The 26210-nt window shown below is 63.5% G+C and carries 24 protein-coding genes and 1 tRNA gene; 13 read left to right on the forward strand and 12 right to left on the reverse strand.

Translation table 11 applies throughout. The features are described 5' to 3' along the window. Positions 1-17: 17 nt before the first annotated feature. From CSQ92_RS11360 to CSQ92_RS11380, 5 genes are all read left to right on the forward strand, one after another. Positions 18-638: a biliverdin-producing heme oxygenase gene (locus CSQ92_RS11360; protein WP_099394166.1), complete on the forward strand. Its 621-nt coding sequence runs from the start codon at positions 18-20 to the stop codon at positions 636-638. Continuing rightward, positions 638-1789 (forward strand): TonB family protein, encoded by a 1152-nt coding sequence (locus CSQ92_RS29615; protein ID WP_180276994.1) that lies wholly within the window; start codon positions 638-640, stop codon positions 1787-1789. Before CSQ92_RS11360 ends, CSQ92_RS29615 begins: the two co-directional genes overlap by 1 nt. 185 nt (positions 1790-1974) lie before the next feature. Continuing rightward, entirely contained in the window at positions 1975-2784 is an 810-nt protein-coding gene (locus tag CSQ92_RS11370; protein ID WP_070222288.1) for a methionine ABC transporter ATP-binding protein, read from the forward strand. After that, positions 2777-3451, forward strand: coding sequence for a methionine ABC transporter permease (locus tag CSQ92_RS11375; protein ID WP_046683994.1), 675 nt, complete (start codon positions 2777-2779; stop codon positions 3449-3451). Before CSQ92_RS11370 ends, CSQ92_RS11375 begins: the two co-directional genes overlap by 8 nt. A 32-nt stretch (positions 3452-3483) precedes the next feature. Beyond that, positions 3484-4311 carry a MetQ/NlpA family ABC transporter substrate-binding protein gene (locus CSQ92_RS11380; RefSeq protein ID WP_034779181.1) on the forward strand — a complete coding sequence of 276 codons (828 nt, stop codon included), beginning with the start codon at positions 3484-3486 and terminating at the stop codon, positions 4309-4311. Between the two features lie 88 nt (positions 4312-4399). Here the strand turns inward: CSQ92_RS11380 and CSQ92_RS11385 are convergent, their stop codons facing one another. Both CSQ92_RS11385 and CSQ92_RS11390 read right to left on the reverse strand, forming a co-directional pair. Further along, positions 4400-5017, reverse strand: a complete 618-nt coding sequence (locus CSQ92_RS11385) for an OmpW/AlkL family protein (protein ID WP_034779183.1) — start codon at positions 5015-5017, stop codon at positions 4400-4402. A 166-nt stretch (positions 5018-5183) separates the two neighbouring features. After that, on the reverse strand, positions 5184-6080 hold the full coding sequence (locus tag CSQ92_RS11390) for a LysR family transcriptional regulator (protein ID WP_099394167.1): 897 nt from the start codon (positions 6078-6080) through the stop codon (positions 5184-5186). 237 nt (positions 6081-6317) lie between these two features. Between CSQ92_RS11390 and fur the strand changes: the two genes are divergently transcribed. The 7 genes from fur (at position 6318) to CSQ92_RS11425 (ending at position 11031) form a co-directional block, all read left to right on the forward strand. Further along, the gene (gene fur, locus CSQ92_RS11395) at positions 6318-6758 is read left to right on the forward strand and encodes a ferric iron uptake transcriptional regulator (RefSeq protein WP_034756687.1); all 441 of its coding nucleotides are present in this window, start codon (positions 6318-6320) and stop codon (positions 6756-6758) included. Between the two features lie 79 nt (positions 6759-6837). Next, a complete protein-coding gene (locus CSQ92_RS11400) occupies positions 6838-7203 on the forward strand; it encodes a MerR family transcriptional regulator (RefSeq protein ID WP_092605938.1) in 366 nt (121 codons plus the stop codon). 59 nt (positions 7204-7262) lie between these two features. Then, a complete protein-coding gene (locus tag CSQ92_RS11405; protein ID WP_099394168.1) occupies positions 7263-7853 on the forward strand; it encodes an NAD(P)H-dependent oxidoreductase in 591 nt (196 codons plus the stop codon). Positions 7854-8025: 172 nt separating this feature from the next. Next, positions 8026-9243, forward strand: coding sequence for a SpoIIE family protein phosphatase (locus CSQ92_RS11410; RefSeq protein WP_180276995.1), 1218 nt, complete (start codon positions 8026-8028; stop codon positions 9241-9243). Positions 9244-9308: 65 nt separating this feature from the next. Beyond that, on the forward strand, positions 9309-9866 hold the full coding sequence (locus CSQ92_RS11415; RefSeq protein WP_034756676.1) for a SiaB family protein kinase: 558 nt from the start codon (positions 9309-9311) through the stop codon (positions 9864-9866). A 22-nt stretch (positions 9867-9888) separates the two neighbouring features. After that, positions 9889-10287, forward strand: coding sequence for a DUF1987 domain-containing protein (locus CSQ92_RS11420; protein ID WP_034779193.1), 399 nt, complete (start codon positions 9889-9891; stop codon positions 10285-10287). 3 nt (positions 10288-10290) lie between these two features. Then, positions 10291-11031, forward strand: coding sequence for a GGDEF domain-containing protein (locus tag CSQ92_RS11425; protein WP_099394170.1), 741 nt, complete (start codon positions 10291-10293; stop codon positions 11029-11031). Between the two features lie 8 nt (positions 11032-11039). Here the strand turns inward: CSQ92_RS11425 and CSQ92_RS11430 are convergent, their stop codons facing one another. The 9 genes from CSQ92_RS11430 to CSQ92_RS11470 all read right to left on the reverse strand — a co-directional run bounded on the left by CSQ92_RS11430 (position 11040) and on the right by CSQ92_RS11470 (position 23639). Then, positions 11040-11753 carry a substrate-binding periplasmic protein gene (locus CSQ92_RS11430; RefSeq protein WP_257219196.1) on the reverse strand — a complete coding sequence of 238 codons (714 nt, stop codon included), beginning with the start codon at positions 11751-11753 and terminating at the stop codon, positions 11040-11042. Positions 11754-11910: 157 nt separating this feature from the next. Next, positions 11911-12006 (reverse strand) — tRNA-Sec (locus CSQ92_RS11435). Between the two features lie 12 nt (positions 12007-12018). Further along, complete coding sequence (selB, locus tag CSQ92_RS11440; RefSeq protein ID WP_099394171.1) at positions 12019-13974, reverse strand: selenocysteine-specific translation elongation factor; 1956 nt, start codon at positions 13972-13974, stop codon at positions 12019-12021. After that, positions 13971-15380, reverse strand: coding sequence for an L-seryl-tRNA(Sec) selenium transferase (gene selA, locus CSQ92_RS11445; protein ID WP_099394172.1), 1410 nt, complete (start codon positions 15378-15380; stop codon positions 13971-13973). Before selA ends, selB begins: the two co-directional genes overlap by 4 nt. Next, positions 15377-16432: a formate dehydrogenase accessory protein FdhE gene (fdhE, locus tag CSQ92_RS11450; RefSeq protein ID WP_099394173.1), complete on the reverse strand. Its 1056-nt coding sequence runs from the start codon at positions 16430-16432 to the stop codon at positions 15377-15379. Before fdhE ends, selA begins: the two co-directional genes overlap by 4 nt. Positions 16433-16541: 109 nt before the next feature. Then, the gene (locus CSQ92_RS11455) at positions 16542-17213 is read right to left on the reverse strand and encodes a formate dehydrogenase subunit gamma (protein ID WP_034779204.1); all 672 of its coding nucleotides are present in this window, start codon (positions 17211-17213) and stop codon (positions 16542-16544) included. After that, on the reverse strand, positions 17200-18123 hold the full coding sequence (gene fdxH, locus CSQ92_RS11460; protein ID WP_034779207.1) for a formate dehydrogenase subunit beta: 924 nt from the start codon (positions 18121-18123) through the stop codon (positions 17200-17202). Before fdxH ends, CSQ92_RS11455 begins: the two co-directional genes overlap by 14 nt. 13 nt (positions 18124-18136) lie before the next feature. Further along, the gene (gene fdnG / locus CSQ92_RS11465; RefSeq protein WP_099394174.1) at positions 18137-21208 is read right to left on the reverse strand and encodes a formate dehydrogenase-N subunit alpha; all 3072 of its coding nucleotides are present in this window, start codon (positions 21206-21208) and stop codon (positions 18137-18139) included. Positions 21209-21494: 286 nt separating this feature from the next. Next, complete coding sequence (locus CSQ92_RS11470; protein ID WP_099394175.1) at positions 21495-23639, reverse strand: TonB-dependent receptor; 2145 nt, start codon at positions 23637-23639, stop codon at positions 21495-21497. Between the two features lie 382 nt (positions 23640-24021). Here CSQ92_RS11470 and CSQ92_RS11475 point away from each other — a divergent pair, with 382 nt between their 5' ends. Next, complete coding sequence (locus CSQ92_RS11475) at positions 24022-25728, forward strand: methyl-accepting chemotaxis protein (RefSeq protein WP_070254521.1); 1707 nt, start codon at positions 24022-24024, stop codon at positions 25726-25728. A 25-nt stretch (positions 25729-25753) separates the two neighbouring features. On the opposite strand, the gene CSQ92_RS11480 is transcribed toward CSQ92_RS11475, so the two are convergent. Continuing rightward, on the reverse strand, positions 25754-26206 hold the full coding sequence (locus CSQ92_RS11480; protein ID WP_099394176.1) for a hypothetical protein: 453 nt from the start codon (positions 26204-26206) through the stop codon (positions 25754-25756). Positions 26207-26210: the final 4 nt, after the last annotated feature.

Here is a 26210-nt window from a genome sequence, read left to right on the forward strand (position 1 = left end):
TAGAGAGCAGATATTCCATGCATGCAGCAAGCGACACCAGCAGCACCTTGAACGCCGTTCCGATTAACGCGGCCCCAACCCGCAGCCAGCGCCTGAAAGCCGACACCATGGCCACCCACGAATTGCTGGACCAGCGCATCATGGCCAGCGCACCGTTTTCCAGCCGCGAGAACTATGCGCGCTTTTTGCAGGCGCAGTACGCGTTCCTGCGCGACGTCGACGCGCTGTACGACAACGCGCAACTGGCGGCCCTGCTGCCGGACCTGGAACAGCGCCGCCGCTACGCCAGCATCGCCGCCGACCTGCGCGACCTGGACACCGCGCTGCCGTCCGATGCGGCCACGCCGCCGTTCGACGCGCAGCTGGACCTGGCCACGGCGCTGGGCTGGCTGTATGTGAGCGAAGGCTCGAAGCTGGGCGCGGCCATCCTGTATAAACTGGCCGGCAAGATAGGCCTGGACGAGCATCACGGCGCGCGCCACCTGGCTGGCCACCCTGACGGACGCGCGCGGCACTGGCGCGAATTTACCTCCGTGCTCGATACGGCCATCCTCGATGAGGCGGGTGAAGCGCGCATGATCGACGGCGCGCGCGCCGCTTTCCTGCGCATGCACGGCCACGTGGAGGCCTGCGCCTGATGGAAGAGCCAGTCATCCAGGCCGGCGCGGAAGCGCACACGGCACGCCTGCGCCGCTGGGCGTGGACGGCCGCCGGCATGCTGATGGTGGCGCTGGGCGTGATCGGCGCCATGCTGCCCGTCATGCCGACGACGATCTTCCTGATCCTGGCGCTGGCCTGCTTCAGCCGCGCCTCGCCGCGCCTGGAGCACTGGCTGCTGCATCACCCCCGCTTTGGCGCGCCCCTGCGGCAGTGGCGCGAACACCGCGCCGTGTCGCGGCGCGGCAAGGCCATGGCCTGCCTGGGCATGGCCATCGGCTTTGTCGCCATGTGCCTCGGCCATCCGCCCTGGTGGGTGATCGCCATGGTGGGCGCGATGGAAATCGCCGTCCTCATCTATCTGCTGCGCCGCCCGGAAGGGCCGGCGCCGACGGCGGCCGCCGACAAGACGCCGCCGACCGACTGGCGCCGTCCGCTGACGATAGCCGCCGTCTTCGCCATGCATGGCGCCCTGCTGGGATGGGCGCTGTACCACCGCGCGCCGGCAGCGCCCGTGCTGGCCATCGCGCCCGACGCCGCGCAACCGGCCATGCTGCTGTTCCTGCCGGCCGCCGCCCCGCCCCGCCCTTTGGAGCAGAATCTTGCTGAACGGGTCAGCGCCGCCGCCGCGCCATCCGCCGCCATTGCCAAAAAGGCAGCGCCGGCAATCCAACAATTGGTACTGCCGCAGCCGGATGCCGCACCCATGCCGCCGCAAGCCGAGAGCATCGCGGCCGTCGCCGAAGTGCGGCATGCGCCCGTGACCCCGGCACCGGCGGCCACGGCGTCCATCGCGGCGGCGCCGCCCTCGCCCGCCCTGCCGCCCGCGCCGCAGGAGCTGCGCAGCGGCGTATCGAGCTGGGAAGGCAAGGTTTTGGCGCGCATGGAGCGCTTCCGCCGCTACCCGACGGCGTCGCGCGCCAAGCAGGAACAGGGCGTGGTGTACCTGCGCTGCCGCATCGACCGCGATGGCCAGGTGCTGGCCGCCGCCATCGAGCGCAGCTCCGGTTCCGCGGCGCTGGATCAGGCCGCGCTCGATACTTTGCAACGGGCCGCGCCACTGCCGCGCATCCCCAAGGAACGGCCGGACCCGCTGGAATTATCGATTCCCGTCGAATTTTCCATTGGCTGATCGCACAAAAACCGCTTTTACTCTCGCCAAACACCCATATAGACATTATTTGCATATTCAAAGCAAGATTCTGTCGTAGGAGTAATAACACGATCGGAGGTATACTACGCAACCGACGTGGCAGGCTGGGCGATTTGGCCCCTGCAAGCAAGCCTGTCACGGTCCAATAAAAAAGGAAACACTGCATGACCACACCACACCGTACGCCGGTGATTCGCATCGATGGCGCAAACAAGACCTTCGCGCTGCCCAAAGGCGAACAATTCCACGCGGTCAAATCGGTCACGCTGGAAGTCTATCCCGGTGATATTTTCGGCCTGATCGGCAAGAGCGGCGCCGGCAAATCGACCTTGCTGCGCCTGATTAACCTGCTCGAGCGCCCCGACAGCGGCACCATTACCGTGGCCGGGCGCGAATTGACACGCCTGGGCAAGAGCGAATTGCGCGACGCGCGCCAGAACATCGGCATGATTTTCCAGCAATTCAACCTGCTGCAAAACGCCAGCGTGTTCGACAACGTCGCCTTCCCCCTGAAAATCCATGGCACGACCAAGGGCGAGCAGATCGCCGCCCGCGTCGAGGAATGTCTGGCGCTGGTGGGCCTGTCCGACAAGCTGCACAGCTATCCGGCGCAATTGTCCGGCGGGCAGAAACAGCGCGTGGCCATTGCCCGCGCCCTGGCCAGCCACCCGGACGTGCTGCTGTGCGACGAGCCGACGTCCGCGCTGGACGCGGAAACCACGCGCGCCCTGCTCGACACCCTGCGCGACATCAATGCACGCCTGGGGGTGACGATCGTCATCGTCAGCCATGAGCTGTCGGTGCTGGGCGCCATCTGCAACCGCGTGGCTGTCGTGGAAAACGGCGCCATCGCCGAACAATTCGATTTGAGCGACACGGCCACCCCGCGCAAGACGGCGCTGGGACGCGAGCTGGCTTACTACGGCACCGAGGCGTTTGAAGCCACCGCATGGAAGGATGCAACACATGTTTGAAGAATCGATCAATAACGTCATCAACCTGCTGCCGGAAATCTGGGTGGCGCTGGGCCAGACCATGACCATGCTGGGCATCGGCCTGACCGCCGCCATCCTGATCGGCGGCCCGCTGGGCATCCTGCTGTTCCTCGTCTCGGAAGGCCAGTCGCTGGAAAACCGTCCGCTGTCGACGATCCTGGGCTGGCTGGTGAATACCGTGCGCAGCTTCCCGTTCATCATCCTGCTGGTCGCCCTGACGCCGTTTACGCGCATCATCGCCGGCACCTCGATCGGCCCGCTGGCAGCCAGCGTACCGCTGTCGTTTGCCGCCATTCCCTACCTGGCGCGCCTGGTGGAACAGAACCTGCGCGAAGTGCCGCGCGGCGTGATCGAAGCGGCGCATGCCATGGGCGCGTCGGAAATGCAGATCATCTTCCGCGTGCTGCTGGTGGAAGCGCGCTCCGGCCTTGTGCTGGCCCTGACCGTGCTGTCGATCAGCTTCCTGTCGTATTCGGCCGTGGCCGGCGTGGTGGGCGGCGGCGGTATCGGCGACCTGGCCATCCGCTACGGCTACTACCGCTTCGAGACGGACATCATGGTCGCCACCGTGGCCATCCTGATCGTGCTGGTGCAAACCATCCAGTTCGCCGGCACGCGCATCGCCAAGCGCCTCGACAAACGTTAATTCATATTCAGTATTTCAGTACAAGGAAAAGCATGAACCACATTCGCCGCAACCTGCTCCTGGCCGCCGCCAGCCTGGCCTTCGCCACCGCCGCCCACGCCAAGGACCCGAAAGAACTCGTCATCGGCACCAGCTCCGGCCCGTATTCCGACCAGCTGAAGCTGGGCATCAAGCCCATCCTGGAAAAACAGGGCTACAAGGTCAAGATCGTGGAATTCAACGACTACGTGCAGCCGAACTACGCGCTGGCCGAAGGTTCGCTGGACGCCAACGTATTCCAGCACATCGTCTATCTGACCAAGTTCGCCACCGATAACAAGCTGCCACTGAGCTCATTGATCACCGTGCCGACCATGCCGATCGGCCTGTACGGCGGCAAGCAAAAGTCCTTGGCCGACGTGAAGAACGGCGCCACCATCACCATGCCGAACGATCCGACCAACCAGGCGCGCGCGCTGGTGATGCTGGCCAAGATGGGCTGGATCAAGCTCAAACCGAACGTCGATCCGCTGCGCGCTTCCGAGCGCGACGTGCTGGAAAACCCGAAGAAGCTGAAACTGGTGCCGCTGGAAGCGGCGCAGCTGCCACGTTCGCTGGCCGACGCCGACTACGCTTTTGTCAACGGTAACTTCGCCCTGGCCGCCGGCATGAAGCTGACGTCGGCCCTCGCCGTGGAAAAGATCTCGGACAGCTACATCAACCTGGTCGCCATCCGCACGGCCGACAAGGCCAAGCCATGGGTCAAGGACCTGGAAGCGGCCTACCGCTCGCGCGCCTTCCTCGACGCGACCAACAAATACCTGGCCGGCTACGAAAAAACGGACTACCAGCTGGCGCTGGAAAAGACGCTGAAAAAATAAAGCAAAGCGCTGCACGCAAAAAAACGGCCAGGTTCACACCTGGCCGTTTTTTTATTGCCCGCGCCGCGTGGACGCCGTCATGCCATGCTTAGAAACGGTAACCCACACCGACGCCGATCAGGAGTGGATCCACCTTGACTTCGCTGATCTTGGCGCCACCGGCCAATACGTCGCTGCGGATCTGCACTTTCTTGATGTCGAAGTTCAAGGACCAGTTTTTGTCCAGTTTGTAATCGACACCGGCTTGCAGCGAGAAGCCCCAGCTGTCATGTTCCAGGCGGCCGGCACCGTTCAGCAATTTCACGTCCGAGATATTCGTGTAGTTCACGCCCGCACCCACGTATGGGCTGAACTGTTTTTCAGGCATGAAGTGGTATTGCAGCGACAGGGTCGGCGGCAAATGCTTGAAGCTGCCGATCTTCGTGCCGGACAAGGTGACGTCATGCTTTTGCGGATACGTCAGGATCAGCTCGGCAGCGATATTTGGCGTAAAGAAGTAGGAAATATCGATTTCAGGAATCGTCTTGCTGCTGACGTGAATCAGGTCGGATGCGCCGACGCCACCAACGGGAGCAGATTTGTTGGCCGGATCGATATGCACGGCGCGCGCACGGACCAGCCATGGGCTTTCCTGTGCCATTGCGTTGCCGGCGAATGCGCCGATGGCGGCCAGGACGATTGCTGCTGCAGTTGCGGACTTTTTCATTTTATTTCCCTCTGTCGTTAATGTCGTTAAGTAACGCTGCGAAGTCTAAGAGTGCAGTGCAACAAAAACTTTGATCCACATCAAATAGTGCTAGATGGCATCATCAGAGGGATTTTTTCCTTTGCCCAGGTCAAGAAAATGCGGCAGCGCAGCGCACGCATACGTATCAATGCACGCCGTCAAACAGGCTGGCGACCCAGTCGGCAAACACGCGCACACGGGGCGACAATTGCCGGTGGTGGGGATACAGCACGGACACGGGGAGCGGGTCGGGCCGCAAGTCCCGCAGCACTTCCACCAGGTCGCCGTCCGCCAGCGCCCGCTCCAGATGGTAGCGGGGCGCCTGGATCAAGCCCATGCCCGCGCGGCAACAGGCGTGGTATGCGTCCGCACTGTTGACGGACACGGTGCCCGGCAAGGCCACGCTGTGCCGCTGTCCTGCCACCTTGAAATCGAAGGGCCAGACCTTGCCCGTCTGGGTGGAAAAGAAATTGACGGCGCGGTGGCCCGCCAGTTGCGCCAGAGTCTCCGGCGTGCCGTGCGCGGCCAGGTAGGCGGGGCTGGCGCACGTCACCTGCTCCAGCAGCGCCACGCGGCGCGCCACCATGGACGAATCGCCCAGCTCGCCCACGCGCAGCACGCAATCGACGCCTTCGCGCACCAGGTCGACGAGGCGGTCGCCCATGCCGATTTCCAGTTCGATCAGCGGATAGCGGGCGCAGAACTGGTCCAGCACGGGCATGACGAAATGCATGGCCAGGGTCGCGTGCAGGTCGATGCGCAGCTTGCCGGCCGGCTGCTGGGCCGCCGAACTGAACACGGCTTCCGTTTCTTCCAGGTCCGCCAGCAGGCGCGCGCAGCGCTGGTAATATGCCTCGCCATCGGGCGTGGGCGTCACTTGCCGCGTGGTCCGCTGCAGCAGGCGCACGCGCAGCCGCGCTTCAAGCTGCTTGATCGCATGCGTGACGGTCGCCTTCGGGTAGCCGAGGTCGTGCGCCGCCTGGGTGAAACTGCGCAGTTCGACGATGCGGGTAAAAATGCGCATCGCATCAAATCGGTCCATCTTCCTGCCCCATTGTTACTCCTTGCTGCACAGTGTAGCGATATCAACGTTGGTTTTGCAATTGCAACGCAAGATGCGTGCAACGCAATCGACGCTTGCGCCGATGTCACTGGTCTGCCGGCTGGCGAGCCAGCATAATATTTCCACTCCGCACAATACAAATGAGAATAGTAATGATTATCATTTGCGATATAATGCACTACCTCGCTCAAGCGACTACAAAAAGGAATGGGAGACATGGATATATTGAGGGAACTGCGTGAATCGGGCTTGAAAGTAACCATCCCCCGCTTGCGGATTCTGCAGCTGTTTCAAGAAGGCACGATCAAGCACCTGAGTGCGGACGATGTCTACAAACTCTTGCTGGCCGAAAAAATCGACGTGGGCCTGGCCACCATCTACCGCGTGCTGATGCAGTTTGCCGAAGCGGGCATTTTGTTTCGCCGGCACTTCGAATCCGGCCACGCCGTGTTCGAACTGAACGAAGGCCAGCACCACGACCACCTGGTCTGCACAGGCTGCGGCAAGGTCGATGAATTCGTCGACGAAGGCATTGAACTGCGCCAGAACGAGATCGCCGCCGAGCGGGGCTTCGTGCTGCACGAGCACGCTCTGTCGCTGTACGGCACCTGCGCCGAGTGCACGGCGAAGAAAGTCCCGCCGCGCAAAGCGTCCTGAGGCAGCGCGCAGCGTAGCGCCTGGCAAGCCACCTGCGCTACACTGCGTGCGCCGCAGCTCAGCTCAACAAAGGACCAGCATGTACATCGGAGAAATCGCCCGCCTGGCGGGCACCTCGCCCAAGGCCTTGCGCCACTATGAAGCGCTGGGCTTGCTGGGCGACGTGCGCCGCTCGGGCGCCTACCGCGTCTACACGCAGCAAGACCTGGCGCAAGTGAGGCTGATACGCCAGGCGCAGGCCCTGGGCTTCCGCCTGGCCGAACTGCTGCCCATCCTGGCCGGCGACGATACCGACTGGGCCGTCCTGTCGCAGCACATCGCCGCCAAGCGCGCACAGGTGCGGCAGGATATCGCCCGCCTGCGCCAGCTCGATGCGCAATTGGCCGACATCGACACGGAAATCCGCGACTGCCTGGCGCAGCAGCGTCTGCAAGAGGCCGCTTGACTCTGCCCCCAGGGGCAGGCTTTAGCATGCAAGCTCTTCTTTAACGGACAGCCTGCATCATGACCAAGACGACACCCAAGCGCATTTTGATACTCCTCGGCCACCCGTCGGGCGACAGCTTTTGCGCCGCCCTGGCTGAAGCCTATGCCGCCACGGCCAGCAGCGCAGGCCACATCGTGCGCGAACTGCGCCTGGGCCAGCTGGACTTCGATCCCATCCTGCACGAAGGCTACCGCCAGGTGCAGCCGCTGGAAGCGGACTTGCTGGCGGCGCAGGAAACCATCAGCTGGGCCGAACACCTGGTGTTCGCCTACCCGATCTGGTGGGGCGGCGCACCGGCCCTGCTGAAGGGCTTTGTCGACCGCGTCTTCCTGCCCGGCTACGCTTTCAAGTACCGGCCCGGCAAGGCTTTCCCGGCGCAACTGCTGAAAGGCCGCACGGCCCAGCTGCTGGTGACGATGGATACGCCGCCCTGGTATTTCCGCTGGGTCTACCGCATGCCCGGCATCCACCAGTTGCGCAAGACGACCCTCGAATTTTGCGGCATCCAGCCCGTCAGGGTGGCCAGCTTCGGCCCCATCCTGCACTCCACCGAGCCGCAGCGCGCGCGCTGGCTGGCGCAGGCACAGGTGCTGGCCCGGCACCTGTAAGTTGCTTGCCATGCAGCCATCTTGCATACGGTTTTGACAAGCTGGTAATCAAGCCGTCATATTCAACGGCTACCATGATGATATTGCCTGTTTGTCAGTCGCCTTGCCGTCGCGACAACAAGGGTCCGATCGTCATGTAAAGGTAGCCGCTGTGGAGTTCAACGCTTCTCGATTGCATCTTCCCCGTTATCGCACGTCCGTGGCGTCCGACCTGTGCATCCCCACGGAATCCGTGCAGGCCGACGCCAGCAACTTCGCCGTGCTGGAATTGTTCACGGAACGGCGCGACATGATGAGCCTGCCCGTCACGGAGCAGCAGAAGCCCATCGGCCTGATCAGCCGCAACATCTTCATGTCGCAGATGTCCAAGCCCTTCTATCACGAGGTGTACGGCAAGAAGAGCTGCATCGCCTTCATGGACAAAGAACCGCTGATCGTCGATGGCGCCATGAGCATCGAAGACCTCACCTTCCGCGCCGTGGAAGCGGGCGAAAAGGCGCTGGCCGACGGCTTCATCATCACTGCCGATGGCGCGCTGGCCGGGGTGGGCTTCGGCTTGCAGCTGATGAACGTGGTGGCCACCATGCAGGCGGAAAAGAACCGGCAAATCATGCACAGCATCGATTACGCCAGCGTGATCCAGCGCGCCCTGCTGCGCACCTCCGATGCGGAATTGCGCGCCACCCTGCCCGACGCCCACCTGGAATGGCAGCCGCGCGACGTCGTCGGCGGCGATTTTTACTTTTTCGAGCGCCACGCGGGCGGCTGGTTCGCCGCCATCGCCGACTGCACCGGCCACGGCGTGCCGGGCGCCTTCATGACCCTGATCGCCTCGTCGGCCCTGAGCCAGGCCTTGCGCGAGATGGGGCCGCACGATCCGGCCGCCCTGATCGGCGCCGTCAGCCGCGCCATCAAGACCCTGCTGGGCCAGGACGGCGCCGGCAGCGGCGAAGCCACCGGCCACGCCGGCTCGAACGACGGCATGGATTGCGCCTTCCTGTGCTACGACACGGCCAGCGCCAGCCTGCGTTTCGCAGGCGCGAAACTGGCGCTGCATGTGGTCGCGCCGGGCGAAGAGAGCGTGCGCGCCATCGACGGCGCGCGCATGGGCGTGGGCTATGTCGACACGCCAGCCGGCTACTGCTGGCACAACGAGACGCTCGCCATTCCCGCCGGCAGCCTGCTGTTCCTCACCACCGACGGCTTGCTCGACCAGATCGGCGGCGCGCGCGACATCGCCTACGGCAAGCGGCGCATGCGCGAGCAATTGCTGGCGCGGCGCGACGCTTCCGCCGGCGACGTGGCGGCGGCGCTGCTGCAGGACAGCGCCGCATGGCAAGGCAAGCAGCCGCGCCGCGACGACCTGACCTTTTTCTGTTTCCGCCTGTAGTTTTGGCGCCATCGAGCCACCTTATCAACAAGAAACCGGGTCACCGGCTAGCCAGGAGCACGGACGTGCTGTACGAAGAATTCAACGAGTTTTGGGATGTGGCGCGCAAGCGCAACATCATCTTTTTTTACGTGGGCTATTTCTCGCAGCACGTGGTGAATGCCATTTCCGAAACCATCAAGGCGCGCCTCGATACGGCCGGCGCGGCCGGGCCCACGCGGCGGCGCATCTTTTCCTCGTTCATCGAGATGTCGCAAAACATCATGCATTATTCCGCCGACAGCCTGACGCCCGATGCGCAGCTGGACCAGCAGATGCGGCGCGGCTCGTTCTGCATCGGCACGCGCGGCGACAGCTTTTTCCTGCTGTGCGCCAACCCCGTCTCGACGGACAACGTGGCGCAGATCCGCGCCCGTCTGGAACCGCTGCACACCATGACGATGGAGGAAATCCGCCTCGCGTATAAAAAGGCCCTGCGCGAGGAAGCGCCCGCCGACAGCAAGGGCGCGGGCCTGGGTTTCCTCACCATGGCGCGCGACGCCAGCGAGCCGCTGGAATTCGAATTCGTCCAGGATCCCCAGGAACCGGGCCACACCATCTTCTGCATCAAAGCCATCATTTGAAAGAGCCGACTCAGGAAAGCATATGCAATTACCGTCACCACTGTTCATCGCCGCGACCCCGAGTTCGCCCGAAATCGACTTCCGTTTCGAGCAGCACACCCTGTCGATCAAGGGCGAGTCGTATCCGGAAAACGCGGCCGCCTTCTATGGCCCGCTGATCGCCGCCGTGCGCGCCTACCTGGAAGGCTGCCGCGAAGCGGCCATCACCGTCAACGTCTCGCTGGCCTACTTCAACAGCTCCAGCACGAAGATGCTGTTTACCCTGTTCGACACCCTGAACCAGGCGGCCGTGGACGGCAACCAGGTGCGCCTGAACTGGTATCACGACGAGGACGACGACACCATCCTGGAATTCGGCCAGGAGCTGCAGCAGGACTTCACTGCGCTGGACTTCCGCGACCATCCCGTGCAGGGCAGCTAGGACATGCGCGCCGCCATCTCCGAGTCCGGACTGGAGCCCGACCTGTTCACCGTGGAAGCGGCGGCGCTGGCTGCCGCGCGCCGCATGCATGCCGACGCCAGCGCGTCGAGCGCGGAACAGCGGCGCGTGCTCGGTGAACTGATCAATCACTACGAGCGGCTGATGCGCGAGACGCGGCGCCTGATCGGCCGCAGCGACCGCGCCGAGCGCGACATGCATCTGCTGAACCGGCAATTGCAAACCCTGGCCGGCCAGCTCGAATACCGCGCCACGCACGACCCGCTGACGGGCGCCCTGAATCGCGGCGCCGTGATCGACCACGCCTCGCGCTGCCTGGAGCAGGGCGACATGGCGCTGATCGTGCTCGACATCGACCTGTTCAAGCAGGTCAACGACGATTTCGGCCACCCTGCCGGCGACGGCGTGATCCAGGCCGTGGTCGACTGCCTGAAAGGATTGCTGGGACAGGAGACGGCCATCGGCCGGGTCGGCGGCGAAGAGTTTTCCGTGGTCTGGCCCACCTCCTCGCGCGACGACGCGGCGCAGGTGGCGCAGCGCATCTGCGAGACTGTCGGCCGCCAGCGCCATGCGGCGCCCATCACGCGCGCCATCACCGTCAGCGTGGGCCTGAGCTGGAACCGCGCCGGCACGGCATTTGAAACGGCCTACAGCCACGCGGACCAGGCCCTGTACCAGGCCAAGCGCGAAGGACGCAATTGCGTGCGCCAGTGGCTGGAAAGCTGAAGCGGCCCTTAGCGGATATGTTCGCGCGCCATGCTGCCGTCGCGGCGCATGGCCGCCGCCGCCCGCTGCATGGCCAAGGCCTGCGTCTCGGGTAATTGCTTGTTGCAGGCGAGGTAAGTCTGCACCCGGTTGAAGGTCAGCAGCGGCACCACCTTGCCCTCCCACTCCTTGCCGGCAAACGGCTTGCTGCCCACCGCCATGCCGACGGCCCACAAGTCGATGCGTCCGAGCAGCAGCTTTTGCGGATTGAGCCACTCCTGCGTCACGGGCGCCACGTTCAGGCCGCGCTGGCGCAGGTAATCGTCGCGCGCGTCGCCGAGCACCGTGCCGATCACCAGGCCGCGCGCATCGGCCAGCGTGCGCAACGCCAGGTGCCGTTCGGCCAGGCCGTAGAGTATCCATTCGGCTTCGTTGAGGGGACCGATCCAGCGAAATTGCGCTTCGCGCTCCTGCGTGCGGCTGGTGGAAAAGATGCAGGTATCACGCTCGCGCAGCGCCTGCGCATACGCGCGCTTCCAAGGCAGCAGCTCGATGCTGTAGGAAAGGCCGGCGCGCGCCATGATGTCGCGCACCTTGAGCGTTTCACGTCCCACGACGACATTGCCTTCCATCATGCTCGACGGCGGCAAATGCTCGCCGACGATGCGCACGTCCGCCGCCGCGGCCAGCGCCGGCATCAGCAGCGCCAATGCCAGCAGCCGTGCCATGCTTGCTTGTTTCATGCTTGCTTTCATCTGCCACAGGGGATACAAGCCGATGTTACCATCGGCTCACCCTGGCATTGCCGGATATTGTCAATTTCGGGACATACTTTCCACAACGTGGCAACAGGCCAACGCCAGCGGATGATGATGCAAGGGAGGAGGAGAGAGAAATGATTGGCGGAAAACAGTAGGAGTCGAACCTACGGGAGAACGTCTGACGCCCTCCACCGGGTTTGAAGCCCGGCCACATCACCGGATGAGTGTGCTTTCCGCGGTACCTGAGCTAGCTCTTGGGCAAGGCTGTGGTGTAGGACCACAACGCTTGCGGGCGTAATAGATGCCCATTGCCAACACGGCGAGTATAACCGACGCGGTCAAAAAATTCCAAAACCTGGATCGCCCGCTTGCGGCCCAGGCCGCTGGCGTCGCGGAAGGTGGCCGCGCCCACGGCGCCATTACCGGCCGGCAAGCCTGCATCCCCTTCCGCCTTGTGCGCCAGTTCCCGCACCAGCTGCGCCAGCTCGGCCAGCGCCGCCTGGTGATAAAACAGGTCGTGCACGACCTGGCTGATCTGCCCTGCCTTGGCCAGTTTGCGCAACAGCCGGCGCGTTTCATCCTCGGCTAAGCCGAAGCCGCGCGCCAGGTCGCGCGTCCATGGGGGATCGGATCGTCCCTGCTCCAGGGCGGCCAGCAAGGGCTCGGCCACCGCCTGCTCCTGCGGCGTCAGTTCCACGCTGTGCGCCGGCAAGTGCAGGCTGGCGCCGCGCGCCAGCACCTCGCCGCGCGCCAGCAAGGCTTCGACCAGGTGGCTCCACAAGGCGTCTTCCATCTCCGCGTCGACGATGCGTTTCAAACGCCACAGTTCCGGCCCCGCCTCGTCGGGCGCGCGCGCGTGGAAGGTTTCCAATGCTGCCAGCACCCGCTCTTCCAGCGCCAGCAACGCCGGCGGCGCCACCAGCAGGGCGTCGCTACCGCGCAGGGCGATACGCCGCGTGTCGGGCGGCAGCGCCAGGGCGTGCGCCGGCAGCAGGGACAGGCGCACCAGCAAGGACTCGCGCAAGCCCAGCGGGCCTTGCGCCAGCAGGGCCGCATAGTCGCCGTGCGCGACAAACGCGGCCAGCGCATCGAGCCAGGCCAGCCTGGCCGGGCTGCGCCGCTTGCGCGCGGGACCGAACGGATCGAGCACCATGCCGCCGCCCACCGTTTGCGTCGCCTGCGCGTTGCGCACGACGAAACGGTCGCCCGGCACGCCGTGCATGGGAGCCTCGAATACCAGTTGTACCCTGCCCGTCTGTCCTGGCGACAGGGTTTCGCCATCGAGCATGACGGCACGCGCCAGCTGGTGCGCCGCGCCCAGGTGCACGTGCAGCGGCGACCAGGCTTTCAGGTGTACTCCCGCGTCGGGCAGCAGGGTCAGTTCCACGTCGATGCGTTCGGCACACTGCGCCAGCTCGGGCGCGACGATCCAGTTGCCCCGCTCGATGCGCTCGCGGTCGATGCCGGACAGGTTCAGCGCCAATCTCTGGCCCGCCATGCCCGTCCCGGCTGCGCGGTTCTGCGCATGGATGCTGCGCACCCGCGCTTGCGCGCCACCGGGCGCCAGTTGCAACATGTCGCCCACTTGCACCCTTCCCGCCAGCGCCGTGCCGGTGACGATGGTGCCCTGCCCCGACAAGGTGAACACCCGGTCCACGCCGAGGCGGAACAAACGCCGCTCGTCACGCTGCGGCAGGCTGCGCGCCGCTTGCGTCAGGTGCGCCAGCAAAGCGGCCACGCCGGCATCGTTGTCGCGATTGGCGGCCGTGGGGAAAATCGGGCTGCCCGCCAGCGGCGTGCCGGCCAGCAGCACTTCGATATCCGCTTCCACCTGCGCCACGCGGGCGCCATCGGCGCGGTCGATCTTCGTCAGCGCCACGGCGCCCTGCGTCACGCCCAGCAGCTGCAAGATGGCCAGATGCTCGTGCGTCTGCGGCATGATGCCGTCGTCGGCCGCCACCACCAGCAGGGCGAAGTCGATGCCCGTCACGCCCGAGGCCATGGTGCGGATGAATTTTTCGTGGCCGGGCACGTCGATCACGCCCAGCACCGTGCCGTCCGCCAGCGGCAGATAGGCGTAACCAAGTTCTATCGAAATGCCGCGCGCCTGCTCTTCCTTCAGGCGGTCCGTGTGCACGCCCGTCAGCGCGCGCGTCAGCGTCGTCTTGCCATGGTCGATATGGCCTGCGGTGCCGACGATCATGCGGACAACCCGGCAAGCTGCGCGATGAAGGTCGTCTCGTGCGCCGCTTCCAGGCAGCGCAAGTCGAGCCATAGCGTATCTTGCCCGATGCGCCCGATCACGGGGCACGGCAAGGCGCGCAAACGCTGCTCCAGCACGCCCAATGGATTGCTCAGGCGCGAACCGGGCGCGCTGCGAATGGCCAGGCCAAAGCTGGGCAACTGGTCGACGGGCAAGGCGCCGCTGCCGATCTGGCTTTTCATGGCTTCGGCGGTAACCATATAGGTGGCGCCGAGTACGCTTTGCAACAGCGGCAGCAGAGTTTGCGCCTGCGCGCGCATGGCGGCGGCGGGACGCGTCAAGAGGCGCAAGGTGGTCAGGCGTTCGGCCAGCAAGTCCGGCGCGCGATACAGCTGCAGCACGGGTTCCAAGGCGGCCAGCGTCAGCTTGCCGACCCGCAGCGCGCGTTTCAAGGGGTTCCGCTTGATCTTTGCGATCAGGTCGGCGCGACCGACGATGACGCCGCATTGCGGGCCACCGAGCAGCTTGTCGCCGCTGAAGGTGACCAGGTCGGCCCCCGCTGCTATGGTTTCGCGCACCGTCGTTTCATGCGGCAGGCCGTATTGCGCCAGGTCGACCAGGGTCCCGCTGCCCAGGTCCACGGCGGTCGGCACATGGTGTTTTGCCGCCAGCGGCACCAGTTCGTCGAGCTCCACGCTCTTGGTAAAGCCGGTGATCGCGTAATTGCTGCAATGGACCTTCATCAACAGGGCCGTGTCTTCATTCACGCCATTCGCATAGTCGGCCAGGTGCGTGCGGTTGGTGCTGCCCACTTCGCGCAGCACGGCGCCGGCGCGCGTCATGACGTCGGGGATGCGGAAGGCGCCGCCGATTTCCACGAGTTCGCCGCGCGAGACGATGACTTCCCTGTTCTGCGCCAGGGTGTTCAGCATCAGCAGCACCGCGGCCGCATTGTTGTTGACGACGGTGGCCGCTTCGGCCCCCGTCAGTTCGCGCAACAGTTCCTCGACGAGGTCGTCGCGGTCGCCGCGCTTGCCCGTTTCCAGGTCGAATTCCAGGTTCATCGGCCACTGCAGCGCTTCCACCACGGCTTGCACGGCGGCGTCGGGCAGCAGCGCGCGGCCCAGGTTCGTGTGCAGCACGGTGCCCGTCAGGTTGAACACGGCGCGCAGTTGCGAGCGCGATTGCGATTGCAGCCGTTCTTCCATGTGCGCGGCGATGACGGCAATCGACGCGCCCTCTTCGCTCACTGCACCGGCCAACATGGCCGTACGCAATTCGGCCAGCACGGCGCGCGCACAGGCCAGCGTTTGCACGCGGCCATGGTGCGCAATCAGGGCCAGGCAAGCCGTGTCGCCCAGGATGCGGTCTACCGATGGCAGGCGCACGGTTTGCCCCGTCGTCATGACTGCTGGCCCTCGCTGCTGTCGCTCTTTCCCAGCCACAGCAGCGGATTGCCGCTGGCGCGCTGGTAGCCAGCTTCGCCCACCAGCAGGTCGAGCATCAGGCTGGCCAGGTCGTCGGCCAGCGGTTCGACGTTGTAATCGTGTTCCTGGTTGAAGACCTTGCGGTAGGTGTGGCAGTCGTCGCAGGTTTCCGCGCGCGCCACCTTCTTCGGATCGTTCGCCTTGTTGGGCAATTTGTCGTCCTTTGCCGTCACGGGGTCGAACGGCGCCGCGTCGGCAGCGTCCAGGCCCTGGTAGGCGATCTTGCCATTCTGTTCGCAGGTCGAGCACTTCACGCGCACCATATGCCATTCGCTTTCGCAAATGCCGCAGTGCAGATAGCGGTAGCCCTGCGACCCGCCGCCGATGCGGATCACGCTGGCGACGGGATGCGAACCGCAGACGGGGCACAGGGTGCCCGTTTCCAGGTCCGGCACGCGCGCGGCGCGCAATTCGCTGGCCGACACCGACCATAAAATTTGCAAGGCGGCCGCGACGAACGGCGCATGCATGGGATTGAGGTTGTCGCCGTTTTCATCGAGCACGGCATCGGCGCAGGCGTCCAGCGCTGGCGCATCGAGCGCGCGCAGCTGGGCCAGCACCTGCGTCAGGCCGCCGGACAATGCCGGCTGGCTTGTCGCCGTGGCGGCCAGTTCATCGAGCAGGCTGGCAAAGATGTCGCGCCAGACGGGCGGACGGGCGCCGCTGACGGGCAGCACGGGCATGCGGTGCTGGATGGCGCGGCGCAGCGCGTCCGGGTCGGCGGCAGGCACGGCGCCGGGCGCCAGTTTTCCCACCACGGCGGCCTGCGCATCGGCCAGCACGGCCATCAGCACCAGGTAGCCCTGCATGCCCGCGTCGACGGGAATGCCCTTGATGTTTCCTTGCGCCAGTTCGCGCAAGCGCAAGGCGCGCGCCTTGAACAGGCTGTCAGGCTGCGGCAGCAGCAGGCGCGGAATCGCGTTGTGGTCCAGGCCTTCGATTTCGCCTGGCTGAAGAATGCGTTGTACCAATGGAGTTTCCCATCAAAAAAGGGGCTGTAAAGTATTCTAATCGATAAAAAGAAAGGGGTCAGTCCTGGGACTGACCCCGGGTAATGCCGGTGTCATCAATATCAAGAACTTAGTCTTTTGTATTGCGAATGACAGCCTCAAACCACTTCGGATGGTGCTTGCGCGCCCAGCCGTAGGTGACGGTGCCGCGCACCATGGCGCCGATCGAACCCTTGACCCACAGGGCCGCATAGATGTGCACGATGATGGAGCAGATGATGCCGAACGCGCACACGGCGTGCAGCAAGGCGGCCGCGCGGATGACGGGAATCGGGAAATAGAACGCAAAGTACGCGCGCCAGATCACGATGCCCGACAGCAGCAAGCCCACCATGCAAGCGAGCAGCACGAAGAACAGGATCTTCTGGCCGGCATTGTATTTGCCGATCTTCGGAAGCTTCTCTTCGCGGTTGTTGAGCACGTCGTCCATCTGTTTCAGCCACTGCTTGTCGCCGTCCTCGAACTTGTTGTGGTGCCAGAAGCGCACCACGAGGATCGCGAACGAGACAAACATCACCAGGCCGGCAAACGGATGCAGGATGCGCGTCCATTGCCCGCCGCCGAACAGGTTCGCCAGCCACGCCATCGAGGGATGGAACATGGCCAGGCCGGACAGCGCCAGCATGACGAAGGTGATGGCGGTCACCCAGTGATTCGTGCGCTCGTTCGGGTCGTAGCGCTGGATCAGCGGGTTGCCGTCCTTGTCGCGCAGCTTTCCATCATGCAGATCACTGTGGCTCATGGTCTTCCTCCCGGATGCGCTTGGCCTCTTCCAGCGCTTCGTGCTCTTCGTCCTTGCTCACTTCGTTCGGACCGACTCGCGTGTAATGGAAGAAGCCTGCCAGGGCCGTGGCGGCCATGCCGGCCACCGCCAGCGGCTTGGACCAGCCCTTCCAGAAGCCCACCATCGGACTGATGCGCGGGCGCTCCGGCAAGTTCGAATACAGCTTCGGCTTGTCGGCATGGTGCAGCACGTACATCACGTGCGTGCCGCCCACGCCCAACGGGTCGTACAGGCCCGCGTTCTCGAAACCGCGCGACTTCAGGTCGACGATGCGCTCTTCCGCATGCACCTTCATGTCTTCCTTGGTACCGAAAACGATGGCGCCCGTCGGGCAGGTTTTCACGCAAGCCGGTTCCTGGCCCACGGCCACGCGGTCCGAGCAGAGCGTGCACTTGTAGGCGCGGTCGTCCTTTTTCGAAATGCGGGGCACATCGAAAGGACAGCCGGCCACGCAGTAGCCGCAGCCGATGCAGTTTTCCTGATGGAAGTCCACAATGCCGTTCGTGTATTGCACGATGGCGCCCGGCGCCGGACAGGCTTTCAGACAGCCCGGGTCCTCGCAGTGCATGCAGCCATCCTTGCGGATCAGCCACTCGAGGTTGCCGTCGTTGTTTTCGTGTTCGGCAAAACGCATCACCGTCCACGATTGCGGCGTCAGGTCCGTCGGATTGTCATAGGTGCCATGGTTTTCGCCGACTTCATCGCGCAAGTCGTTCCATTCCATGCACGCCGTCTGGCAAGCCTTGCAGCCGATGCATTTCGACACATCGATCAGCTTGGCCACGGTGCCCGTCACCGGGCTGCGCGCTTGCGGCGGGGTCACCGTGGTAGCCGACAGGCGCCGGATATCTAAGGATTGCAGTGCCATTATTGAGCTCCCATCATGCTTTTTCCACCTTCACGAGGAAGGACTTGAATTCCGGCGTTTGCGAATTCGCATCCCCCACGCCCGGTGTCAGGGTATTGATCAGATACCCCGGCTTGGCCACGCCCGTGAAGCCCCAGTGCAGCGGCAGGCCCACGGTATGCACCGGCTTGCCCTCGATCATCAAAGCCTTGATGCGCTTGGTGACCACGGCCTTGGCGATGATGTGTCCCCGCTTGGAACTGACGCGCACTTCCCCACCGGCGACGACGCCGATGCTCTTGGCCAGCTCTTCGCCGATTTCAACGAATTGCTGCGGCTGGATGATGGCATTCAGGCGTGCATGCTTGGTCCAGTAATGGAAATGCTCGGTCAGGCGGTAGCTGGTGGCCACATGCGGATATTCCTCATGCGTGCCGAACATTTTCCGGTCATCGGCGAACACGCGCGCGGCCGGATTGCTGGTCGCTTGCGGGTTTTTCGGATGCATGGGGTTGTAGCCCAGCGGATTTTCGAACGGCTCGTAATGCTCGGGGAACGGCCCTTCGGCCATGGCGCCACGCGCAAAGAAGCGCGCCACGCCCTCGCCCAGCATGATGAACGGACCCATGCCGTTTTCCGGCGGTTCGTCGACCTTGAAGTCGGGAATATCGGCCCCGCTCCAGTTCGTGCCATTCCACTCGATGAGCTTGCGGGTCGGATCGAAAGGCTTGCCCTTCAAGTCGCACGAGGCGCGGTTGTACAGCACGCGGCGGTTGGCCGGCCACGCCCAGGCCCAGCCCAACGTCTGGCCGATGCCGGTCGGGTCGCTATTGTCGCGCCGTCCCATCTGGTTGCCCGCCTGCGTCCAGCTGCCAGCGAAGATCCAGCAACCGCTGGTGGTCGTGCCGTCGTCGCGCAATTGCGCAAACGAGGCCAGCTGCTCGCCCTTTTTCACCAGCAGCTTGGTCGCGTCCTTCGGATCGTACAGGTCGGCCAGCGCACGGCCGTTGAATTCGCGGGCGATTTCTTCCGGCTGCGGATTATGCGGCTGCGCATAATTCCACGTCAGGTTGACGATAGGATCGGGGAACTTGCCACCCTCTTTCTTGTACATGCTGCGCATGCGCAGGAACAGGCCGGACATGATCTCCAGGTCGCTGCGCGCCTGGCCCGGCGGTTCAGCCGCCTGCCAGTGCCACTGCAGCACGCGCGAAGAGCTCACCAGCGAACCGCGTTCTTCGGCGAAGCAGCTGGTCGGCAGGCGGAACACTTCCGTCATGATCTTGGTGGGATCGACTTCGTGATACTGCCCGTGCGCCTTCCAGAATTCGCCCGTTTCCACGGCCAGCGGATCCATGATGACGAGGAACTTCAGCTTCGACAGCGCTTCCGTGACCTTCTGCTTGTTCGGCGCGGACGCCAGCACATTGAAGCCCTGGCAGATATAGCCCGTCATCTTGCCTTGGTGCATGTTCTCGATGGCTTGCATCAAGTCATAAGGCTTGTCGAGTTTCGGCAGGTAGTCGAAGGCGTAGTTATTTTCCGCCGTGGCAAAGTCGCCCCACCACGTCTTCATGAAGCTGACGTGGAATTTGCGGTAATTGCTCCAGTAGCTGAGCTGGTTCGGCCGCAGCGGCTTGGTGGCGCGCGCGGCGATGTAGGCGTCGAAATCCTGCTCGCCCTCGTTGGGCAGGGTCATGTAACCTGGCAACAGGTTCGACATCAGACCCAGATCGGTCAAGCCCTGGATGTTCGAGTGGCCGCGCAAGGCGTTCATGCCGCCGCCGGCGATCCCCATATTACCCAGCAACAGCTGCACCATGGCGCCCGTGCGGATGGTTTGCGCGCCCGTCGAGTGGTGCGTCCAGCCCAGCGCGTACAGGATGGTACCGGCGCGTCCCGGCACGGCGGTCGAAGCCAACGCCTCAGCCACCTTGTGGAACTTGTCGGCCGACACACCGCACGTGCGTTCGACCATCTCGGTCGTGTAGCGCGCATAGTGCTTCTTCATCATCTGGTAGACGCAGCGCGGGTGTTCCAGGGTCGGGTCGACCTTGGCATAGCCGTCGTCGCCGATCTCGTAATCCCAGGTGGCCTTGTCCGTGTACTTGCCTTTTTCCTTGTCGAAACCCGAGAACAGGCCATCCTCGAACGCATAGTCTTCGCGCACGATGAAAGGCATGTCCGTGTAGTTGCGCACGTACTCATGCTGGATCTTGTCGTTCGTCAGCAGGTAATTGATGATCGCGCCGAGGAAGACGATGTCCGTGCCGGTACGCGTGGCGCAGTAGTAATCTGCCACGGATGCGGTACGGGTAAAGCGCGGATCGACAACGATCAGCTTGGCCTTGTTATGCGCCTTCGCTTCCGTTACCCATTTGAATCCGCAAGGATGTGCTTCTGCTGCATTGCCGCCCATGACCAGGATCACGTCGGCATTCTTGATATCGACCCAATGATTCGTCATCGCGCCACGGCCAAACGTCGGGGCAAGACCTGCCACCGTCGGTCCGTGTCATACACGCGCCTGATTATCAAAGGTCAGCATCCCCATGCTGCGCACTGTCTTGTGGGTCAGATACCCCACCTCGTTGCTGCCGGCGGACGCGGCAAGCATGCCGGTGGAGAGCCAGCGGTTGACGGTCTTGCCGTCGGCATTCTTTTCGATCAGGTTGGCATCGCGGTCATCCTTCATCAGGCGCGCGATCTTGTCGAGCGCCACATCCCAGGAGATCGGTTGCCACTCCGTGCCGCCCGGTGCGCGGTATTCGGGCACTTTCAGGCGGTTCGGGCTGTGGATGAAGTCGACCAGGCTGGCGCCTTTCGGGCACAAGGTGCCGCGGTTCACCGGGTGATCGGCATCGCCTTCCACGTGGATGATGCTGGACACGGCATTTTTCGCGCCGTCGCCCAGCCCATACAGCAGGACGCCGCATCCTACCGAACAGTAGGGACAGGTATTGCGTGTCTCGGTCGTGCGAGACAGCTTGTATTGCCGCACTTCCGCCATCGCCTGGCCCGGTGCGAAACCGAGCAGGGCGAGGCTGGAACCAGCAATGGTCGCGCCAGTTACCCGAAGGAACTGGCGCCTGGACATCTGAACCATATTCAGGCCTCTATGATGTAAGTAAATAAAAAGTCATACGGCGTCGTGGTCGTGTCATATCACCAAGATATAAGCACCATGCCTGTGCCGTATGACAGTATTTTACCCCTCAAACTCCGACAAGGCTTAGTCCGCTGGAAAAAATTGCCTTTAGTCAACATTAATTTGACGATACCGAATATTCCCTCTAAACAATGCCAGCCTGCCCGGCACGCTTGCACATCGCTACCCACCATGAAAAAACCCGCTCGCGAGCGGGTTTGGGATGCGTCAGAAAAATGACAGATTACAAGCTGTAGCGCAAGGTCAGCGCCACGTTACGCGGCGCGCCCGGCAAGCTCAGATTCGGGCTGGAACCGTGGCCCGAGACGATGTAGCGCGTGTCGCCGATATTGTTGACGTTCAGTTGCACTTCATAGCGGCCCGTGCGGTAAGCGGCCATGGCGTCGGCCGTCACGTAACCTGGCAGCACGACGGTGTTGCCCGGGTTGGCGAAGCGGCTGCCCACGGCATTCGCGCCGCCGCCCACCGTGAAGCCGTGGCCAAGGTCTTTCGTCAGCCACAGATTGGCCGTGTTGCGCGCCGTCAAAGTGGCGCGCTTGCCCTTGATGGCGACGGAACTGGCCGTCGTCGTGCCCGGCGCATTCACGCTGCGGTCGACGGCGATGGAATCGGTGATGGTGGCGTCCAGGTAAGCGTAGCCGGCCATCATCTTCCAGCCATCGTGCAAGTCCGCGTTGAAGGTCAGTTCCAGGCCGTCCGTGCGCTGCGTGCCGACGGGCACGATGCGGTTCGTGATCGGGTCGCTGGTCTTGATATTGTCGCGCTCCAGGCGGAACAGCGACACGGTGGCGTTGGCGCGGCCACCCCACAGGTCGTACTTGGCCCCCACTTCCGTGTTGCGCGTGGTTTCCGGCGCCAGGTCGGCATTGTTGGCGGCCAGGGCGAAGTTTTCACCGCTCGGCTGGAACGAACGGCTCCACGATGCGTAATACGATTGCGCCGCGCTCGGTTGCCAGACGAGGCCGGCGCGGGGGCTGTAAGCCGAATCCGTGCGCGACAGGTCCGCCGTCGTCAGGCCGGCCGCATTGGCCAGGCGCGACTGCTGCTTGTAACGGTCGTAGCGCAGGCCGGCCAGCGCCTTCCACTCGTCGCTGAAACTGATGGCGTCCTGCACGTAGGCGGCGGCCGTGTCATAGGTGCCGAAAGTATCGCCGCGCGCGCCCAGCTTGCTGCGGTTGACCTGCGGCAGGACGGGGTTGAAGATCGATACATTCGTCGCCACCACGGTCGAAGCCCAGCTCGACGCATCCTTGTTTTGCTTGCCGAACTCGGCGCCGTACAGCACTTCGTGGCGCAAGGTGCCCGTGACCAGCTTTTGCGTCAGTTCCGTCTGGTTAAACCAGCCGCTCTCGTCGCGGTTGAGCTTGGCGTGACCCAGGCTCATCGTGCCCTTGACTTCGTTGACGTTGCCGGAAATATTAGTGTTGTTGCGGTCCAGGTGGTAATCGTAGTAACGGAAGGCATTGCGCAGCGACAGCGTATCGCTGAACTTGTGCGTCAGTGTCGCGGCCGTAGACACCACGCGCGACTGACTGAAGTCCGCATCGCGGGCGTTGGCGGCGCCATAATAGGTGCCCGCATCGACGGCGACGGGACGGCCCTGGTAGGACGGGATGCCGAAGTCCGTCAGGCGGCGGTCTTCCAGGTAATCGCCCTGCAGCAGCAGTTTCGTCGCGCTCGACAAGCGGATGGCCACGGAAGGGGCCAGCGCCGTGCGGTTGATGAATTGCTGGTCGCGGTAGCTGTCCGACAATTCGCGCGCACCCGTGACACGCCAGTCCACCGTCTCGCCGACACGGCCGACGTCGACTTCGCCGCGGCGCCCTTTTGTGTTCGTCAGGCTCAGGGCCACGTCCGTGATATCCACGCCCGGTTTTTTGGTGATGCGATTGACCAGGCCACCCGAGGAACCGCGGCCGTACAGCACGGCGGCCGGCCCCTTGATCACTTCCAGGCGCTCCACATTCGACAGGTCGCGGAAGTACAGCGCGTCATCGCGGAAGCCGTCGACGAACTGGTCGCCGATGGCCGTGAAGCCGCGGATGAACACCTGGTCGCGCTGGCCATCACCCGTGGACAAGCCCACGCCGGGGATGTTCTTCATGATGTCCTGGATCGACATGGCGTTCTGGTCGCGGATGACGGCGGCCGGCACCACGTTGATCGTCTGCGGCACGTCGCGCAAAGCCATTTCCGTCTTGGTGCCGCTGGCGGAGGTGGCGGCAACATAGCCATCCTTGTCCTTAGCCGCCGTCACGGTGACGGCGGGCAAGCTTTCCTGTGCCCAAGTAGCCAATGGCGTGGCGCCAAAGGTCAAGGCGCCCAGTACGGCGATGGTGATCGGTTTGAATCCTGGCTTGCGCTGCATACAATTCCCTGGTCGATGTTTTAATACGAATGATTATCATTAGTATTTTATCAGGCGGCCATGCGATAAGTCAGCACTTATGTAAGTGATAGTACTTATAGCGCAGGTACTTGATGTAAAAACACAACAGGAAATCAATATCAAAAAACAATTAAAATTGCTTTGAAAAACTATTTCTCTGCGTCAATGCTATACTTGCGGCTTGCTGGGCAGCGGTCAGCCTGACCGACATGCCCCTTGCTTCACCTCCATCGCCACGCTCAGCGTGGCGCGCCGCACAGCCATCACGCGGCACCCGAAGACCCCGATCCCATGCGCCTTGCGGCGCCTGTCCGCCCCTGCTGGCGGCGGCGATCATGACTATTAAACTGTTAGGAATTACATGAAAAACCTGAACATCGGCAGCCGCCTTGGCGTCGGCTTTGCTGTCGTATTGCTGTTGCTTGCCGCATTGACCATCACCGCCCTCGTGCGCATGCAAACGGCCAGCGACCTGACTTATCGTCTCATCAATACCAGCATCAAGAACCAGCGCATGGTGGCCGAATGGTCGAAGATCATTGAACTCAACAGCGTGCGCGGCGTCGCCTCGTTCGAGATCACCGATCCTGTCGTGCGCGCCAAGATCGAGGAAGACTTGAAAGTCGATGCGGAGCGTTCCAGCAAGCTGCAGGATGACATCATCGCGTCCTTGCTCAATCCTGCCGTGATCGAGCAATTCAAGGTCGTGCGCAAGGTCCGCACCGACTACGTGACGACGCGCGCGCGCGCCTTCAAGATGAAGGCCGACGGCGACGTGGCAGGTGCCAAGGTCGTGTTCGACAAGGAAGTCGCGCCGATCACCGTGGCCTACCTGGCCGAAGTCAAACGCTTTGCCAACATGCAGATCAAGGCCGCCGACGGCGTCGGCGCCAGCATCATCGAAGCCTACAGCGGCACCCGCATCTTCCTGATCACCATGGGCGTGCTGGCCGTGCTGATGGGCATCGGTTTCGCGTGGTGGATCACGCGCTCGATCACCGGCCCCATCCGCGCCGCCGTGAAAGTGGCGGAAACCGTGGCAGCTGGCGACCTCACCAGCACCATCACGGCACAGGGCCGCGATGAAACGGGCCAGCTGATGCATGCCCTGAAAACCATGAACGACAGCCTGGTGGGCATCGTGGGCCAGGTGCGCAGCGGCACCGACACCATCGCCACGGCCTCCGCGGAAATCGCCGCCGGCAACCAGGACCTGTCGTCGCGCACGGAACAGCAAGCCAGTTCGCTGGAAGAAACGGCCTCGTCGATGGAAGAACTGACCTCGACCGTCAAACAGAACGCCGACAACGCGCGCCAGGCGAATAAACTGGCCGGCGACGCGGCCGGCATCGCCAGCCGCGGCGGCGCCGTGGTGGCCGAAGTGGTCGCCACCATGGGCGAAATCAATACCTCGTCGAAGAAAATCGTCGACATCATTTCCGTCATCGACGGCATCGCCTTCCAGACCAACATCCTGGCATTGAACGCGGCCGTGGAAGCGGCGCGCGCCGGCGAACAGGGCCGCGGCTTCGCCGTGGTGGCCACGGAAGTGCGCAACCTGGCGCAGCGCTCGGCAGCGGCGGCAAAAGAGATCAAGGGCTTGATCGACGACTCCGTGCAAAAGGTCGACGTGGGCACGGACCTGGTCGACAAGGCAGGCAAGACGATGGAAGAAATCGTGCAAAGCATCGGCTTTGTCACGTCCATCATGAGCGAGATCAGCAACGCCAGCGAAGAGCAGAGCGCGGGCATCGAGCAAGTCAACCAGGCCATTTCCGAAATGGACCAGGTGACCCAGCAAAATGCGGCCCTGGTGGAAGAAGCCTCGGCAGCGGCCGAAGCGATGCAGGAACAGGCGAGCGAACTGGCGCAGGTGGTCAGCGTCTTCCGCCTCGATGCCAATGCAGTAGCGACCGACCGTTTCAGCGTAAAAGCGGCACAGCGCAGCGCAACGCCAACTGCTGCCGCACCAGCCCGCAAGGCTTCGGCCCCTGCCCTGCGCCTGCCCGCGACGCGCGCCAGCAGCAAGGCAACTGCGCCGGCCGAAGGCGAGTGGGAAGAGTTTTAAGTCTGCTTAAGCAAGCCGTGCGGCATCAAGCCGCACGGGCTTGCGCTTTGGCGATCAGTACCGCCAGCTCGCGCGGCACGGATTGCCCCAGAAATTCCAGCGCCAGCGCCTCCGGATCGATGGCGGCGTCCGCTGGCAAGCCATGCTCGAAGCCGCCCACCATAGTGCGGCAAAAATGCGGCGATTCCGCCCGCGTTTCCACATACCAGCAGCCCGCATGGCCTTGCACGAAGTATTCGCCGATAAAATAGCCGAGCATGGTTTTTACCCACTGCCAGCTCTCGTCGCGGATGACGATGGTGCGCATGCCCGCGTCGATATACGGCAGGTATTCGGCCGCGTTGGTCAGCACTTCGTGCGCCGGCTGGATGCCCAGGCGCTCGACGAAATTCACCAGCGAGGCGCCCAGCGCGTCATAGTAGGCGTCGAATCCCGCCTGGCTTTGTTGCAATAATTGCTCTTGTTCGTTCGACAGCATTCAC

The organism is Janthinobacterium sp. BJB446 (genome assembly GCF_002735655.1).
Taxonomy (GTDB): domain Bacteria; phylum Pseudomonadota; class Gammaproteobacteria; order Burkholderiales; family Burkholderiaceae_D; genus Janthinobacterium; species Janthinobacterium lividum.

Coding starts and splice junctions, on each gene's coding strand:
- CSQ92_RS11425 (WP_099394170.1), top strand. CDS start 10,291: ATGCGCGCCGCCATCTCCGAGTCCGGACTGGAGCCCGACCTGTTCACC.
- CSQ92_RS11380 (WP_034779181.1), top strand. CDS start 3,484: ATGAACCACATTCGCCGCAACCTGCTCCTGGCCGCCGCCAGCCTGGCC.
- CSQ92_RS11430 (WP_257219196.1), bottom strand. CDS start 11,753: ATGAAACAAGCAAGCATGGCACGGCTGCTGGCATTGGCGCTGCTGATG.
- CSQ92_RS11455 (WP_034779204.1), bottom strand. CDS start 17,213: ATGAGCCACAGTGATCTGCATGATGGAAAGCTGCGCGACAAGGACGGC.
- CSQ92_RS11405 (WP_099394168.1), top strand. CDS start 7,263: ATGACCAAGACGACACCCAAGCGCATTTTGATACTCCTCGGCCACCCG.
- CSQ92_RS11475 (WP_070254521.1), top strand. CDS start 24,022: ATGAAAAACCTGAACATCGGCAGCCGCCTTGGCGTCGGCTTTGCTGTC.
- CSQ92_RS11370 (WP_070222288.1), top strand. CDS start 1,975: ATGACCACACCACACCGTACGCCGGTGATTCGCATCGATGGCGCAAAC.
- CSQ92_RS11470 (WP_099394175.1), bottom strand. CDS start 23,639: ATGCAGCGCAAGCCAGGATTCAAACCGATCACCATCGCCGTACTGGGC.
- CSQ92_RS11480 (WP_099394176.1), bottom strand. CDS start 26,206: ATGCTGTCGAACGAACAAGAGCAATTATTGCAACAAAGCCAGGCGGGA.
- fur (WP_034756687.1), top strand. CDS start 6,318: ATGGATATATTGAGGGAACTGCGTGAATCGGGCTTGAAAGTAACCATC.
- CSQ92_RS11400 (WP_092605938.1), top strand. CDS start 6,838: ATGTACATCGGAGAAATCGCCCGCCTGGCGGGCACCTCGCCCAAGGCC.
- CSQ92_RS11390 (WP_099394167.1), bottom strand. CDS start 6,080: ATGGACCGATTTGATGCGATGCGCATTTTTACCCGCATCGTCGAACTG.
- selA (WP_099394172.1), bottom strand. CDS start 15,380: ATGACGACGGGGCAAACCGTGCGCCTGCCATCGGTAGACCGCATCCTG.
- CSQ92_RS11420 (WP_034779193.1), top strand. CDS start 9,889: ATGCAATTACCGTCACCACTGTTCATCGCCGCGACCCCGAGTTCGCCC.
- CSQ92_RS11375 (WP_046683994.1), top strand. CDS start 2,777: ATGTTTGAAGAATCGATCAATAACGTCATCAACCTGCTGCCGGAAATC.
- CSQ92_RS11360 (WP_099394166.1), top strand. CDS start 18: ATGCATGCAGCAAGCGACACCAGCAGCACCTTGAACGCCGTTCCGATT.
- selB (WP_099394171.1), bottom strand. CDS start 13,974: ATGATCGTCGGCACCGCAGGCCATATCGACCATGGCAAGACGACGCTG.
- CSQ92_RS11385 (WP_034779183.1), bottom strand. CDS start 5,017: ATGAAAAAGTCCGCAACTGCAGCAGCAATCGTCCTGGCCGCCATCGGC.
- CSQ92_RS29615 (WP_180276994.1), top strand. CDS start 638: ATGGAAGAGCCAGTCATCCAGGCCGGCGCGGAAGCGCACACGGCACGC.
- fdxH (WP_034779207.1), bottom strand. CDS start 18,123: ATGGCACTGCAATCCTTAGATATCCGGCGCCTGTCGGCTACCACGGTG.